We start from the raw sequence: 14,672 nt of genomic DNA, 5'->3' as shown, positions 1-14,672 counted from the left end.
CGCTGGGAGTGGTTCCATTTTCACCGTCACGCAGGGGTCAGGTCCGCCGTCTGCTCGCTCGCCGCGTCCAGCAGATTGCGCTCCAGCGCCTTGAGGCGCTGCGGTGCAGTCAGTTTTTCGCCCAGGAGATCCGTGACGTAGAACGTGTCCGCCGCCCGTTCCCCATAGGTGGCGATATGGGCGGAGTGGACCATCAGCTTCGATTCGAACAAGGCGTGCGCCAGCCGATTGAGCAAGGCGGGGCGATCGCGCGAATTGACCTCGACGACCGTGAAGCGATTGGAGGCCTTGTTGTCGAACAGGACACGGGGCCGAACATCGAAAGCGTCGGCACGCGGACGGGCGTCGGGCTTGGCCACCAGCTGCGGCAGGATCTGGATGCGATTGGCCAGCGCATTTTCGATCGCCAAGCGTAGCCGCTCGAGCTGGGTTTCTTCCATAAAGGGGCGGCCGAGCGGGTCTTGAATAAGAAAGTTGTCGACGGCCCTGCCGGTGCGGGTGGTGTGGATGCGCGCGTCGATAATGTTGCCGCCGGCCAGATGGATGCCGCCCGCGATGCGGTAGAACAGGCCGGGGTGGTCCGATGCGATCACGGTCACCAGCGTGGCGCCGCGAGCCGGGTAATATTCGGTGAAGATCGACAGCGGGCGATCTTCGGCCACAGCAAGCCCCGCAAGGTTCTTGGCGATGACGTCTTCCGGCTCGGCGATCCAGTAGGCATCGCTCAGCATGGGGCCAACTTCGTCGATCAGCGCCGGGTATTGCAATCCCTGTTCCGCGACTGCGGCCTTTTTGGCCTCGACCCTCTGGCTCCGTCCGAACTCGGCATGGCCCAGCCGCAGGCGCTCTTCGGATGCGCCGTACAGCGTCGCAATCAACTGGCGCTTCCAGGAATTCCAGGTGCCCGGACCGACAGCGCGAATATCGACGATGGTCAGGATGGTAAGCTGCCTCAGGCGATCCACTGACTGGACGACTTCCACGAAGTTGGAGATCGTCTTGGCATCCGAAAGGTCGCGCTTGAAGGCGGTGGCTGACATCAGCAGGTGGTGGCGCACCATCCAGGAAACCAGCTCGGTCTCTTCCTCATTCAAGCCGAAACGCGGACACAGTTTCAGCGCGATGTCCGCGCCCAGAACCGAATGGTCGCCGCGACGGCCTTTGGCGATGTCATGCAACAAAGTCGCGACGTAGAGCGCGCGGCGTGAGCGTAGCTTGTGGATGATCTCGTGCGAGAGGGGGTGGTCCTGTTTCAGCTCGCCTTTCTCGATCCGGGCCAGCAGGCCGATCGCCCGGATGGTGTGCTCGTCCACCGTGTAGTGGTGATACATGTCGAATTGCATCTGCGCGTTCACGCGGCCGAACTCGGTTACGAAGCGGCCGAAGACGCCGGCCTCGTTGAAGTTGCGCAGCGCAACTTCCGGGCCATTGCGGCTGGTCAGCAGTTCCATGAACAGGTCGTTGGCGCGCTTGTCGTTGCGCAAGTCATCCTTGATGAGCACGGCGTCGCGAGCGATCAGGCGCATCGTGCCGGGGTGGATTTCCAGGTGCTCGCGGTCCGCCAGCACGAAGATTTCTATCAGGCGGATCGGATCGGCGGCGAACCAGTCGTCCGACGGTGCCTTCAGCCGTCCGCCGAAAACCTTGTATCCCTTGAGCATCCGCTCCTTGGCACGGAAACCCGCCAGCAGGCCGCGCGGTTGCCGCTTGGCGAACTGATCATCCAGCTGCGCCAGGAACACACCGGTCAGATTGCCGACGATCTTCGCCTGCAGGAAGAACATCTGCATGAACCGCTCGACGGCGCTCTTGCCGGGGCGGTCCGAGAAATTCATGCGGCTCGCCACTTCGCGCTGCATATCGAAGGTCAGCCGGTCCTCGGCGCGGCGCGTGATCGTGTGCAGGTGGCAGCGCACCGCCCAGAAGAAGCTCTCGGCGCGGCGGAAAGCACGGTACTCCTTGTGGGTCAGCAGCCCCACTGCGACCAGTTCGGACGGGTCGCGCACCTTGTGGATATATTTGCCGATCCAGTAGAGGGTGTGCAGATCGCGCAGGCCGCCCTTGCCTTCCTTGATGTTCGGTTCGACCACATAGCGGCTGTCCCCCATGCGCTTGTGGCGTTCTTCCCGCTCGGCCAGTTTTTCGACCACGAACTGGCGCTCGGTCCCGGAAACCACGTCCTTGAAGAAGCGGGTGCGCGCTTCCTCGTACAATTCCTGATCGCCCCAGACGTAGCGGCCTTCGAGCATGGCGGTGCGGATCGTCAGGTCCGATTTCGACATGCGGACCATGTCATCCAGCGACCGGCTGGAGTGGCCGACCTTCAGCGCCAGATCCCACATGAAATACAGCATCGCCTCGATCACCTGCTCGCACCACGGCGTCTGCTTGATCGGGGTGAGGAACGCGATATCGACGTCGGAGTGCGGGGCCATTTCTCCGCGACCATATCCGCCGACCGCCACGATCGTCAGCCGCTCCCCCTTCGACCGGTTGCCGGCGGGGTAGACGTTGGTGGTGACGTGATCGTGCATCACCCGGATAAGCTGGTCCACGAGGAACGCCTGCGCCTCGGCGACTTCGTGCCCGGCAGAGGGTTTGTCGATCAGGCGCCGGGCGATTTCCTCCCGCCCCCGCGCCAGCGCATCGCGCAAGGCTTCGACAATGAATTGTCGGCCTTTGGAAGGGCCGTATGCCTCCACCAGCTTGTCGATGACGGTGGTCAGTTCGCGCCGATCGATCACGGAACGCGGGGAAGGGATACGGATCACGCTGCTCATGGTCCTGCATCTAGAGATTGCCGGCCCCAAGGGAAAGCCGGGAGGCATATTCGATGCCTCGTTGTCGATTATGGCAGGCAGATATGAATTGCTGGCTACCATCGCGCACCGGGCTATGCCAGAAGGCCGACGATCGAAGGCGAGCGGTTCTGCTCGCTGGACCAGCCCATCCGGACATGAAGCACACGAGGTCCAACACTTGTCGCTGACACTGCTTGCCGCCGCCGCGGCAGAAGCGCCCGAACCCATTTACTGGGTGAACCTGGGTCTCAAAAACTATCTGTTCCGCATCGGCAGCTTCGAACTGCGCTGGTATTCGCTCGCCTATCTGGCGGGCATCCTGCTGGGGTACTGGCACCTTGGCCGGATGATCAAGGCGCCGGGCGCCCCGCTGGCCCAGCGCCATGCAGACGATCTGTTCTTCTACTGCACGCTGGGCATCATCCTGGGGGGCCGGTTAGGGTACGCCACGTTTTATACCGGTGGTAGCTCGAATATTCCCAGCCTTTGGGCGCATCCCAGCGAACTGCTGAAGCTGTGGCACGGAGGGATGAGCTTCCACGGCGGACTGATCGGGGTTTTGCTCGCGCTGTCGTGGGTTTCCTGGCGAAACAAGCTGAACTTCCTGCGCGTCGCCGATTACATCGCGGTCTGCGTGCCGTTCGGCATGCTGTTTGGGCGGCTGGCGAACTTCATCAATGGAGAGCTGTGGGGCAGGGTGGTGACCAATCCCAATCTGCCTTGGGCGATGGTATTCCCAGACGCCGGGCCACTGCCGCGCCACCCAAGCCAGCTTTACGAAGCGGCGTTGGAAGGCCTGCTGATGATCGTGATCATGCTGGCGCTGTTCTGGAAAACCAAAGCGCGGTTCCGCCCGGGGCTGCTGGTCGGCGTGTTCACTGCCGGTATCGCCGCAGCACGCTTCACCGTCGAATTCTTCCGTGAACCCGATGCCCAGCTGCAGCAGTTCGCACAGGCGACCGGTCTGTCGATGGGGCAATGGCTGACCATTCCGCTGATCCTTCTGGGGCTGTTGCTGGTTGGTCGCGCGCTTGTCCGGCCTGCCCTTTCCACCCGTCGCCCGATCGAGATCACCTGAGCGTCGCGATGGATGCCCAAGAGTCGCTCGCTGCATCGTTCCAGCGACTGATCGCCAACTTCGGGCCGATCACGCTTCAGCAGTTCATGGGCGAATCGAATGCCCGATATTACGCGGGCAAAGATCCTTTGGGTGGTGGGGGTGACTTCATCACCGCGCCGGAAATCAGCCAGATGTTCGGCGAACTGATCGGTCTGTGGCTGACCGATATCTGGACCCGGGCAGGCGGTCCGGCCACAGTCCACTACGTTGAGTTGGGACCGGGGCGGGGGACGCTCGCCCGCGATGCCTTGCGGGTCATGAAGCGGCAGGGCCTGACTCCGAAGGTCCATTTCGTGGAGGGATCGCAAGCGTTGCGAAAGCTTCAGCGGGACGCGGTGCCGGACGCGTCATGGCATGATGATCTGGCGACTGTTCCCACCGATGCTCCGCTGCTGATCGTCGGTAACGAATTCCTCGATGCGTTGCCGGTGCGCCAGTTGGTCAAGACGGACCAAGGCTGGCGGGAGCGCGTCGTGGATTTCCGCCCCGTCGACGATGGTCCACCGCGTTTCGTGCCGGTCGCGGGCGATCGCCCCATGGATGCCGCCGTTCCGGACGATTGGATCGACAGTCCCGAACAGACGATCGTCGAGACATGCCCCGGCGCCGCGACCGTCGTGGATGAAATAGCGGGCAGGATGGCCGTTCAGGGCGGCGCGGCGCTGTTGATCGACTATGGATATGCCGAAAGGCGCACCGGCTCGACGCTGCAGGCGATCAAGGATCATACGAAAGTCGATCCTTTCGCATTTCCCGGAGAGGCGGACCTTACCTGCCTCGTCGATTTCGCGACGATGGTGGAAGTGGCACAGGCGAATGGAGCCCGGCATCTTGGCACCACCACGCAAGGGCTGTTCCTGCGCGCTCTGGGCATCGATATGCGCGCCGAGCAACTTGCCGCTGGCTCCCCTTCGCAGGCGCCATCGATAAAAGCTGCTCGCGACAGGCTGGTGGATGACGATCAGATGGGCGATCTCTTCAAGGTGATGGGCCTTGCCGCCCCCTCATGGCCAGCCGGAGCAGGATTTTGACCATTGCACAGCGACCGGCGATAGCTGCTACCGTGCCGGACCGGCTGGAAAAGGTTATGGGCGGTCTGGCCCTTGTCATGCTGGCGTTCATCGTTGCCGCGCTGACGAAGGGGATCGCGGACTGGCCGAAAATACCCGGCGTCGTGTGGCTCCATCTCGCAACGATCATGCTCGCCCTGGTGCTTACGCCGGTTCTGCTGTGGCGAGCGCGAGGAACGCCGGCGCATCGTCAGATCGGCTACATCTGGTCGGCGGCGATGCTGCTGACGGCAATCGACAGCCTGTTCGTCACTACCAGCAGGCCCGGACACTTCAGCCCGATCCACGCCCTGTCGGTGCTGACGATTGTGCTGGTCCCCGTCCTTGTGATCAACGCGCGAAAGCACAGGGTCGACCAGCATCGGCGCACGGTTCGCGGGCTGATCATCGGGGCATTGCTGATCGCGGGATTCTTTACCTTCCCGTTCGACCGCCTGCTCGGACACTGGCTGTTCAGCTGATCCGCTAACCGCCGATCCGAACGGCGCGTTCCTCTTTCGGCACCTGACGGACCGGCACGGCGGCGATCCATTGCTGGAACGCTTCGTTGTCGATCATCCCGCGCACAGGGTCGCGGCCCTGCTTGAACGTCGCGAAGCCATCGCCGCCTTCCGCCAGGAAGTTCACCACCGTGACGCGATAGTCTGCCGCCGGGTCGATCGGCTTGCCGTCAAGCGTCACCGACACGACACGGGCACCTGAAGGCCGGCGCATGTCGTAGCTGAATGTGAAGCCTGTGGAGGGGGCCAAAGCCTGCATGTCGCCCGTATCGTCCAGCCCTTCCTCGATCACCGCACGCACTTGCGCGCTGGTGAGCGTCATCGTCACCAGTTCGTTGTTGAATGGCTGGACGGCATAGACTTGCCCGAAATTGACCGAACCATCGGCGGCCGGGTCGATCGGCGCGCGGATGCCGAACGGGTTGGTAAAGGCAATCTGCGCCCCGGCCTCCTTGCTCGCCGCCAACTGGGAATCCGCGATCAGATTGCCCAGCGTGCCGCCCGTGCTGCTTTCGGTTGAGTTTTTGGCTGCGGGGCCTGAGATTTTGCCTACCGGCCGGGCGATCAGGCCAGCTGCATCCGCAACATATCCGGCCACATATTGCGCCACGTCGGCCCTCGGCTGAAACTGCGGGTATAGCGACGTATTCGGCGCATCACCCCGGCCGCTGGTATAGGCCACAGACTGCACGATCACGTTGTGCGCCTTCTTGGCGACGACCTTGTGCGCAACCGGATCGATGGTGAGGGTAATGTCGGTCACCAGCTTGCCGTAGACGCCGGCGCTGGTCAGCAGGATCGGCGAGCCGTCGCCACTTTGCCCGTAATTGCATACGTATTGCCAGTGCGTATGCCCGGATACCACCAGATCGACGCCCGGGTTGAGGCGGTCGAGGATGGGCTGGATTTCCCCGGTCAGTCCTTCGCAGGAATTGGGGTCCTCGGCGGTCGTCTTACCACCCTGGTGGATCAGGACGACCACGGCATCGGCCCCTTGCGCTTTCAGCGCAGGGATCGCCTTGTTGATCGCCTCCGCCTCGTCCCCGAAGGTCAGCCCGGCAAGCGCGGCGGGAGCGACAAGCGTCGGCACCGACTTGAGCGAAAGTCCGACGAAACCGATGGTGACCTTGCTCGCGCCTTGGCCAAAGGTTTTTAGCCCGGTCGCCGGAAACAGGGTGGACCCGTCCGCGTTGAACGTGCCGGCCGAAAGGTACTTGTAGCTTGCGCCCTTGAACTGCTCCAATTGGCAAGGCTGCAACCGGGCGTTCTTTTCACACCCGCCGTTCTGCAGGCGTTGCAGTTCCTTCCACCCGCGGTCGAACTCATGATTGCCAACCGCATTGAATTCAAGGCCGATGCGATTCATCACGCCGACCGCCGGTTCGTCCAGATGGAGGGACGATGCCAGTTGCGATGCGCTCGTCAGGTCGCCCGCCGCCACCACGACGTGATTGGAGTGCAGGGCCTTGATGGAATCGACTGCCGACGCAAGCCATGCCCCGCCGCCTGAGGGAACCGGGATCGCCTTGCCATCCGCTCCCGGCGCCATCACCGATGCCTTGGGCGGCTCCAGAGCGCCGTGGAAATCGTTGATGGCGATGATGCCCACCTCGACAGTGCGCGGTGCGGACGCTGCGACGGGTCCGTTCGTGGCACCAGGGGGCGTGGCGCAGGCGGCAAGCGCCGTCATCAGGGGGAGCGATAGTGCGAGGCGAAGGCGTAGGCCGGAAGTGGGACGATCTGTCATGGTAGCGCTCTATCGCAGGGGCATATGACGATCAAACGACCAATGCAGCCGTACCTTTGCGATCAGCGCACCTGATCCTCCAACGCATGCATATCGTCGTCCGATAGCCCGAAATGATGGCCGACTTCGTGGATTACGACATGGGTCACCAGGTCCTCCAGCGTGACTTCGGTCTCGCACCACTCTGCAAGCAACGGCTGCCGATAGAGCATGATGCGCGGGCGGAATTCGCCGGAGAGCCACACCGATTCGGTGTCCATCGAACGGCCATGGTATAGCCCTGTCAGGGCAAACGGATCGTCGATCTCCATAGTTCTCAGCGTTTCAGCGTTCGCGAACTCCTCAACGTGGACGGTGATCCCGTCGAGATGCTCGGCGAAGGGCGCCGGGATTCGCGCGAAGGCGGCGTGGGCGAGAGCCTCGAACTCCGCTGGTGAGGGTGGTTTTCCAAAACGGCTGCTCATGCCGCCGTCATGCCACCATCGCGCATTGCCGGTAACCTGCATTCCACATCGACTTGCCGACCTTTCTTGCGCGGATGGCGCAATTCTGCGACCAAACAAGGCATGACACCGGCGATTTTCGGCCTTTCCGGCCTGACCCTGACCGCAGACGAGCGCGCGTTTTTCCATGACGCGGACCCGGCTGGCTATATCCTCTTCGCGCGCAACGCGGAGACGCGCGAGCAGGTGCGAGCCCTCACCGACGAACTCCGCAGCATTCACGGGCGTGATCGGCTGTTCATTTCGGTGGATCAGGAAGGTGGCCGTGTCACGCGCATGAAGCCCCCGGTCTGGCCCAAATATCCCGCCGGTGAAGCGTTCGACCGGCTTTACGATCTGGCGCCCGCCAGCGCCATGGAAGCAGCGCGGGTCAATGCGCAGGCACTTGGGATGGACCTTGCCGAAGCAGGCATCACGGTCGATCTTCACCCGATGCTCGATGTCCGGCAGCCCGGCGCGCATGACATCGTGGGAGACCGCGCGCTCGGCTCCGACCCGATGCGGATCGCGGCACTCGGTCGGTCGATCCTCGATGGTTTTGCCCGGGCGGGGATCGCCGGGTGCATCAAGCACATGCCTGGCCACGGGCGCGCCATGGCCGACAGTCACAAGGAACTGCCCGCCGTCGACGCCTCCGAGGAGGAACTGGAACTGGACCTCGCGCCGTTCAAGGCGCTGGCCCATACGCCGATCGGCCTGACCGCGCATGTTCGGTACACCGCGTGGGACAAGGACAACGCAGGCACTCTTTCCCCCTTCGTGGTGGGCGAGGTGATCCGCCGCCGGATCGGGTTCGAGGGCCTGCTGCTGACCGACGATCTGGATATGGAGGCGCTGTCCGGTTCGGTACCCGACCGTGCCGCCCGCGCTATTGCCGCAGGGTGCGATATCGCGCTCAACTGCTGGGCGAAGATGGACGACATGGTCGGCATCGCCGATGTGCTCCCCGGCATGACCCCGGCCACGGCGGCACGTCTTGAAAGGGCGCTTGCTGTTCCAGCTGCGGAAGACACGCCGGACCACGCGGCGCTTCTTGCCAAGCGCGATGCCCTGCTGGCGTTGAGAGACGCCTGAGGGATGCCGCCCGATCCCGATCTCTTCGCTGGCTGGACCAATGATGGCCAGCCGCAGGCTCAGGATGATGCGCTCTACCTCGACATTGATGGCTGGGAAGGCCCACTGGACCTGCTGCTCGATCTCGCCCGGCGGCAAAAAGTGGATTTGCTGGGCATCTCCATCCTAGAACTGGTCGACGCCTATCTCACCTATATAGAGGAAGCGGAGGCTCTGCGGCTGGAACTAGCAGCCGATTATCTGGTGATGGCGGCGTGGCTGGCCTATCTGAAGTCGGCATTGCTTCTCCCGCGCGAGGAGCAGGAGGACCCAAGCCCCGAGGAAATGGCGCTCCGCCTGCAACTGCGTCTCCAGCGACTGGGCGCAATGCGGGAAGCGGCGGCGCGGCTGATGGCGCGCGATCGACTTGGCCGGGATGTGTTTGCTCGTGGCGCCCCGGAGGGGCTTCGCATCGATCGGAAATCCCGATGGCATGGCGACTGGTTCGACCTGATCCGTGCATACGGAGACGTGAAAATCCGCGCGGAACCCGTTGTCCACATGGTGCGCGAACGCATGGTCATGACGCTCGACAGCGCGATCCAGCGCGTCTCATCGATGCTGGGCGTCACGATCGAGTGGACCGAACTGCGCGCTTTCCTGCCGCCCGCGCACGATGCCTGGGCCGACCCTCGCCTTCGCCGGTCCGCCTTGGCGTCGAGTTTCGTGGCCGCGCTGGAACTGGCCCGCATCGGCAAGGCGGAGATCGCGCAGGACGTCGCCTATGGCCCCTTGCTGATGCGGGCAGCGCGACCTTGACGGCGCCTGACGATCTGATGCGCGCCGTGGAAGCGACCGTCTTCGCAGCGGAGCAGCCAATGGATGCGCGCCAGATAGCCGTCCATCTCGCGCTGGCCGATACGGCTGCCAGGGACGTCAGCCGGGCGCTGTCCGATCTGCAGCAACACTACGCCGGTCGCGGTGTACATCTGGTCGAGCGGGGCGGGCGTTGGCACTTCCAGACGGCGCCTGACCTTGCCCATCTCCTCCGCCGGGAAAAAGAAGAGCTGCGCCGCCTCAGCCGCGCCGCGACGGAAGTGATGGCGATCGTGGCGTACCACGAACCGGTCAGTCGCGCGGAGATCGAAGCGATTCGGGGCGTCCAGACAGCGCGCGGAACGCTCGATGTGCTGATGGAGGCGGGGTGGGTGCGCGCCGCTGGTCGCCGGGAAGTTCCAGGTCGCCCCGTCATCTATGCGACGACGCCGGAATTTCTCGATCATTTCGGACTGCAGTCGCTCAGAGATTTGCCCGGGGTGGATGATCTGCGGGCGGCGGGCCTGCTTGATCCGGTCGATGAGGACCAACTGGAGGCGGCACTTTCCGACCGGAATGTCCGCCCATCGGAGGACCTGAAATCTTAACCTGACGATGGTATGACGGGGGAAGGTCAGAACCATGACGGGCTGGCAAGTTACGGTCAAAGCGCCTAGATGGGGGCCGTGACGGTTGGAATCGACCGTGCTTTTTGGAGTTGAGGTTATGGGTAGCTTCTCGATCTGGCACTGGCTGATCGTTCTGGTGATCGTGCTCGTGCTGTTCGGACGCGGCCGCGTGTCGGAAATCATGGGCGATTTTGGCAAGGGCATCAAAAGCTTCAAGGATGGCATGAACGAGGAAGAGGCGAAGAAGGCCGCTGCTGCTTCCACGCCGCCCCCGCCACCGGCGCAGATCCCGGCCCAGCAGGCCGATGTCGCTCCTCCGGCGACCCCAGCACCGCAGGCCACGCCGACGCCGGCTCCCACGGCGACTGAAACCAAGAACGAACAGGTCTGAGCGGACAGGGCTGAGCCGCAATGTTCGACGTCGGCGCATCCGAACTCTTCCTGATCGTCATCGTGGCGGTCGTTGTCATCGGTCCCAAGGATATGCCGATGGCCTTGCGCACGGCTGGTCGCTGGATCGGCAAGATGCGCAAGATGTCCAACCATTTCCGGTCCGGCCTTGACGCCATGGTGCGCGAGGCCGAGCTTGAAGAAATGGAGCGGAAGTGGCGGGAGCAGAACGAGGCGATCATGAACGCCAGCCCGCAACTGCCCAGCATGCACCCCACCGCTGACGACATGCAGGCGCCGAAGACGAACGAGAACATGGTCGCGCTGCCCGATGCTGGGGAATCGGCGGACTCCCGATCGACCGATGGCACCATGCGCGAAGCGCCTCGCGAAGATTCCCGGCAGGCTGAGCTGCACCTCCCGCCTCCACCACCTTGATGCCATTCTGAGGCCACCGCCATGCAGCCGTTCCGCATAGCCGATATCGATGAAAGCCAGGCGCCGCTGCTCGATCACCTGATCGAGCTTCGCGGTCGTCTGCTGCGGGCTTTTCTGGCTTTCGCGGTTGCGTTCGCCGTTTGCTTCTACTTCGCGGGCGACATTTTCTCGTTTCTCGTGCGCCCCCTGACCGCTGCGTTTCCACCGGGCCAGGGCAAGCTGATCTACACCAAGTTGTACGAGGCCTTCTTCGTCGAAGTGAAGATCGCCATGTTCGCGGCTTTCTTCGTCAGCTTTCCAGTGATCGCCAACCAAATCTGGGCGTTCGTTGCGCCGGGCCTCTATGCCAAGGAAAAGAAGGCGTTTCTGCCGTTCCTGATCGCCACCCCGGTGTTGTTCACCATGGGCGCGGCGTTGGCCTATTACGTGGTGATGCCTACCGCCTTCCACTTCTTTCTCAGTTTTGAAGGGCAGAAGGGCGGACTTAAGTTGGAAGCGCTGCCCGGTACCGGTGACTACCTTGGGCTGGTGATGCAGTTCATCCTGGCATTCGGCATCAGCTTCCTCCTGCCGGTGCTGCTGATGCTGCTCAACCGCGCAGGGATGGTAACGCGCGCCCAGTGCGTTGCGGCGCGGCGTTACGCGATCGTCGGTATCTTCATAATCGCGGCGGTTGCAACGCCGCCCGACGTGATTTCACAGCTTCTCTTGGCGATCCCGCTGTTGATGCTGTTCGAAGGCACGCTGCTGTTGATGTGGTTCACCGAACGCCGCGACGCCAAGGAGCGTGCGGCTGAAGAAAAGGCGATCGAGAAGAACGCCGAAGCCGCCGGGCACGCCGCGGCGGAGTAGACAGGTTGCGCAGCTTCACCGCCCGTCGGCAGACACTGCGCAAACCTTGATCAGCGACTGGCTGGAGCGTCCCGCCGAACGCCGGCCTTGCCGCCATCCTGCGCCGCCGACCACGCCAGCTTGCCGCCAATCCACGTTTCCAGCACCCGCGTTGCGCGCAGTTGGTCAGGGTTGGCCATCATCGGATCGGTGTCAACAAACAGAAAATCGGCGCGATAGCCTTTGGCGATGCGGCCCAGCCGGTTTTCCGCGAACAGGGAATAGGCGGCCCCGGTGGTATAGGCGGATAGCGCCGCCTCCCGCGTCAGCACTTCCTGCGGCTGCCACCCGCCAACGGGCTGCCCATCTGCGCCTTGGCGACTGATCGCCACCGCCATCCCCACGAAGGGCCGCGTGGGTTCGACCGGCGAATCCGAACCGAATGCAAGAGTCGCTCCGGTCGCGGCGATGGACTTCCAGGCATAAGCCCCGGCAAGCCGCGTCGGCCCCAGCCGCGCCTCTGCCATCGTGCGATCGGACGCTTCATGCTGCGGCTGCATCGATGCGATCACACCGTGCCGCGCGAAGCGGGGGATGTCGGCCGGATCGACGACCTGGGCATGTTCGATCCGCCAGCGCCGATCGCCTTTGTAGGTCGCCGACAGTTCCTCGATCGCATCGAGAACGGTCGCGTTCGCTTCGTCGCCGATGGCGTGGACGGCAACCTGAAAATTGTCGATCGCGGCCCGGCTCATCAGGTTGCCGAGTTGCGTCTGGTTCATGCGCGGCAGGCCCTTGGCCTTGGGATCATCGGCATAGGGTGCCTTCAGCCAGGCACCGCGCGATCCCAGCGCACCGTCGAGGTACAGCTTGACCCCATTCATCTTCAGGCGATCGTCGTAGAGCCAGGGAGACGGACGCGGCCCGCCGATCAGGTTCATCGCGTCGATACCCGCCGCGTACGACACGATGCGAACGCGCAGACCTCCGCCATCGGCAGCGCGGCGGAACGATTGCCAATCCTCGATCGTGGTGCCCATGTCCGCCACGGTCGTGACGCCGGAGGCAAGCAGCGCCAGTTGCGCCTCGCCCAGCGCCGTGTCGCGATCCTCGGGACGGGGCTGCGGCATTTTCGATTCGATCAGCGACGTCGCAGCATCGACGAATACGCCGGCGGGTGCTTTCCCCGGACCCCTGATGATGACCCCGCCCGCAGGATCAGGCGTGGCCGCCGTGACGCCTGCGGTGGAGATGGCGGCAGAGTTCGCCCAGCCTGAGTGGCCGTCCACCCGCATGAGCCAGGCAGGCTTGCCCCCCGTCACCTGATCCAGTTCGGCGGCGGTGGGCATGCGGTCCATCCCCCACTGCGCCTGGTTCCATCCAGTGCCCAGCACCCACGGCGCGTCCGGATGCGCGGCGACCCACGCGGCCACGCGTGACAGCGCTTCGTTCAGGGATTTGGCGGGCGACAGGTCCAGGGTCATCTTGGCGAACCCGGTGGCCATCACATGCGCATGGGCATCGATCATGCCGGGCACGACGATGCGGCCCTTGCCGTCCACCTGATAATCGACCTTCTTTGGCCGCTTCTCACCGCGATGGAAAACCTGCAGCACGGTGCCGTCGGGCGCGATCAGGAAGCCGTCGAACCGCTCCACCCCGCCCCGACCATCGGGGGTGAGGCCCTCCACGTTATCGACAAGCACGTCGGCGAGCGCGGGCGCGGTCAGAGCCGTGCCGGTCAGCAGCGCGATGGCTGCCGCAATGGTATGCTTCACTTCTTGCCCTTCTTCGGGAGGCGCTTGATGATCGCGCTGGTATCCAGGCGGCCGCCGCCCTGTGCCTGTACTTCGGAAAAAAATTGATCGACGAGCGCCGCCACAGGCAAGGACACGCCAAGGCCGCGTCCTTCTTCCAGGCTGAGGCCAAGATCCTTGCGCATCCAGTCGATCGCAAAGCCGAAGTCGAATTCGTCGGCGTCCATCGACGTCCAGCGATTGTCCATCTGCCAGGACTGCGCCGCGCCGCCGGATATCGCTTCGTAGACCTTGCCCATGTCCAGATGCGACGCCTGGGCAAAGCGCACCGCTTCCGCCAGCGCCGCCACGTTGCCGGCGATGCAGATCTGGTTGGCCATCTTGGCGATCTGGCCGGAGCCGGGCTTGCCGACATGGACGATGCGGCTGGAATAGGCCTCCATGATGGGCCGCGCCGCTTCGATCGCGTCGTCGCGACCGCCGCACATCAGGGTCAGCGTGCCCTTTTCGGCGCCGATCTGCGATCCAGTCATCGGCGCGTCGACGCAATGGATCTTGAGGTCGCGCGCTTCCACCGAGATCTGGCGGGCGATCCGCGCCGATACGGTAGTGTGATCGATGAAGACGCCGCCCTTCTTGAGCATGCGGAAGACGCCGTTGGGCCCGAGCACCACGTCGGCCAGATCATCGTCGTTGCCCACGCAGGTGATCACGATGTCGGCATCCTGCGCCGCGTGCGCCGGGTTGGCAGCGATGCGATGGGCGAGGCCCGGATTGTCGTCCCGCCACTTGCGCGCACGTTCGGGCGAGCGATTGTATATGGTCAGCTCGTGCCCGGCTTCGGCGATGTGCCGCGCGATCGCGCCGCCCATCGTGCCCAAGCCAAGGAAGGAGACCTTGCGCCGTTCTGTCGTGCTGTCGTTCATGCGAGCTTTCTAGCGCCTTTTGGTCAAAAGCAAACCGTTCAGGCACGTTCCGATGGGTGACCACACTTTCATTTCGTCCCCTTTTCCGGTA

14 protein-coding genes are annotated in these 14,672 nt (G+C 63.7%); 9 read left to right on the top strand and 5 right to left on the bottom strand.

The features are described 5' to 3' along the window. Positions 1–26: 26 nt before the first annotated feature. Positions 27–2,780, bottom strand: a complete 2,754-nt coding sequence (locus ACZ1JM_RS11940) for a [protein-PII] uridylyltransferase (protein ID WP_465132621.1) — start codon at positions 2,778–2,780, stop codon at positions 27–29. Positions 2,781–2,979: 199 nt separating this feature from the next. On the opposite strand from ACZ1JM_RS11940, the gene lgt reads away from it, so the two are divergent. Genes lgt through ACZ1JM_RS11925 form a run of 3 tightly spaced genes read left to right on the top strand, consistent with a single transcriptional unit; the run spans position 2,980 to position 5,452 of the window. Then, positions 2,980–3,879: a prolipoprotein diacylglyceryl transferase gene (lgt, locus tag ACZ1JM_RS11935; protein WP_465135052.1), complete on the top strand. Its 900-nt coding sequence runs from the start codon at positions 2,980–2,982 to the stop codon at positions 3,877–3,879. A gap of 8 nt (positions 3,880–3,887) precedes the next feature. Then, on the top strand, positions 3,888–4,952 hold the full coding sequence (locus ACZ1JM_RS11930) for a class I SAM-dependent methyltransferase (RefSeq protein WP_465132620.1): 1,065 nt from the start codon (positions 3,888–3,890) through the stop codon (positions 4,950–4,952). Then, positions 4,928–5,452: a DUF2306 domain-containing protein gene (locus ACZ1JM_RS11925; protein WP_465132619.1), complete on the top strand. Its 525-nt coding sequence runs from the start codon at positions 4,928–4,930 to the stop codon at positions 5,450–5,452. Before ACZ1JM_RS11930 ends, ACZ1JM_RS11925 begins: the two co-directional genes overlap by 25 nt. Positions 5,453–5,456: 4 nt before the next feature. Here ACZ1JM_RS11925 and ACZ1JM_RS11920 read toward each other — a convergent pair whose 3' ends face one another. Next, complete coding sequence (locus tag ACZ1JM_RS11920; RefSeq protein WP_465132618.1) at positions 5,457–7,238, bottom strand: bifunctional metallophosphatase/5'-nucleotidase; 1,782 nt, start codon at positions 7,236–7,238, stop codon at positions 5,457–5,459. Between the two features lie 62 nt (positions 7,239–7,300). After that, positions 7,301–7,702, bottom strand: coding sequence for a metallopeptidase family protein (locus tag ACZ1JM_RS11915; RefSeq protein ID WP_465132617.1), 402 nt, complete (start codon positions 7,700–7,702; stop codon positions 7,301–7,303). A 102-nt stretch (positions 7,703–7,804) separates the two neighbouring features. Here ACZ1JM_RS11915 and nagZ point away from each other — a divergent pair, with 102 nt between their 5' ends. The 6 genes from nagZ (at position 7,805) to tatC (ending at position 11,919) form a co-directional block, all read left to right on the top strand. Beyond that, positions 7,805–8,815, top strand: a complete 1,011-nt coding sequence (nagZ, locus tag ACZ1JM_RS11910) for a beta-N-acetylhexosaminidase (RefSeq protein ID WP_465132616.1) — start codon at positions 7,805–7,807, stop codon at positions 8,813–8,815. A gap of 3 nt (positions 8,816–8,818) precedes the next feature. After that, on the top strand, positions 8,819–9,613 hold the full coding sequence (locus ACZ1JM_RS11905) for a segregation and condensation protein A (protein WP_465132615.1): 795 nt from the start codon (positions 8,819–8,821) through the stop codon (positions 9,611–9,613). A gap of 17 nt (positions 9,614–9,630) precedes the next feature. Then, a complete protein-coding gene (scpB, locus tag ACZ1JM_RS11900; RefSeq protein WP_465135051.1) occupies positions 9,631–10,218 on the top strand; it encodes an SMC-Scp complex subunit ScpB in 588 nt (195 codons plus the stop codon). 118 nt (positions 10,219–10,336) lie between these two features. Continuing rightward, positions 10,337–10,630: a twin-arginine translocase TatA/TatE family subunit gene (locus ACZ1JM_RS11895; protein WP_465132614.1), complete on the top strand. Its 294-nt coding sequence runs from the start codon at positions 10,337–10,339 to the stop codon at positions 10,628–10,630. 20 nt (positions 10,631–10,650) lie between these two features. Next, entirely contained in the window at positions 10,651–11,067 is a 417-nt protein-coding gene (gene tatB / locus ACZ1JM_RS11890; protein ID WP_465132613.1) for a Sec-independent protein translocase protein TatB, read from the top strand. A gap of 21 nt (positions 11,068–11,088) precedes the next feature. Next, a complete protein-coding gene (gene tatC / locus ACZ1JM_RS11885; RefSeq protein WP_465132612.1) occupies positions 11,089–11,919 on the top strand; it encodes a twin-arginine translocase subunit TatC in 831 nt (276 codons plus the stop codon). Between the two features lie 50 nt (positions 11,920–11,969). Here tatC and ACZ1JM_RS11880 read toward each other — a convergent pair whose 3' ends face one another. Both ACZ1JM_RS11880 and ACZ1JM_RS11875 read right to left on the bottom strand, forming a co-directional pair. Further along, the gene (locus tag ACZ1JM_RS11880; protein WP_465132611.1) at positions 11,970–13,676 is read right to left on the bottom strand and encodes an amidohydrolase; all 1,707 of its coding nucleotides are present in this window, start codon (positions 13,674–13,676) and stop codon (positions 11,970–11,972) included. Next, positions 13,673–14,581: an NAD(P)-dependent oxidoreductase gene (locus ACZ1JM_RS11875; protein ID WP_465132610.1), complete on the bottom strand. Its 909-nt coding sequence runs from the start codon at positions 14,579–14,581 to the stop codon at positions 13,673–13,675. The genes ACZ1JM_RS11880 and ACZ1JM_RS11875 overlap by 4 nt, the downstream gene beginning before the upstream one ends. Positions 14,582–14,672 lie beyond the last annotated feature (91 nt).

The organism is Novosphingobium sp. BL-S-24 (assembly GCF_055521575.1).
The sequence above is the reverse complement of the archived record's forward strand: the minus strand, read 5'-3'. Positions and strand labels throughout refer to the sequence as shown.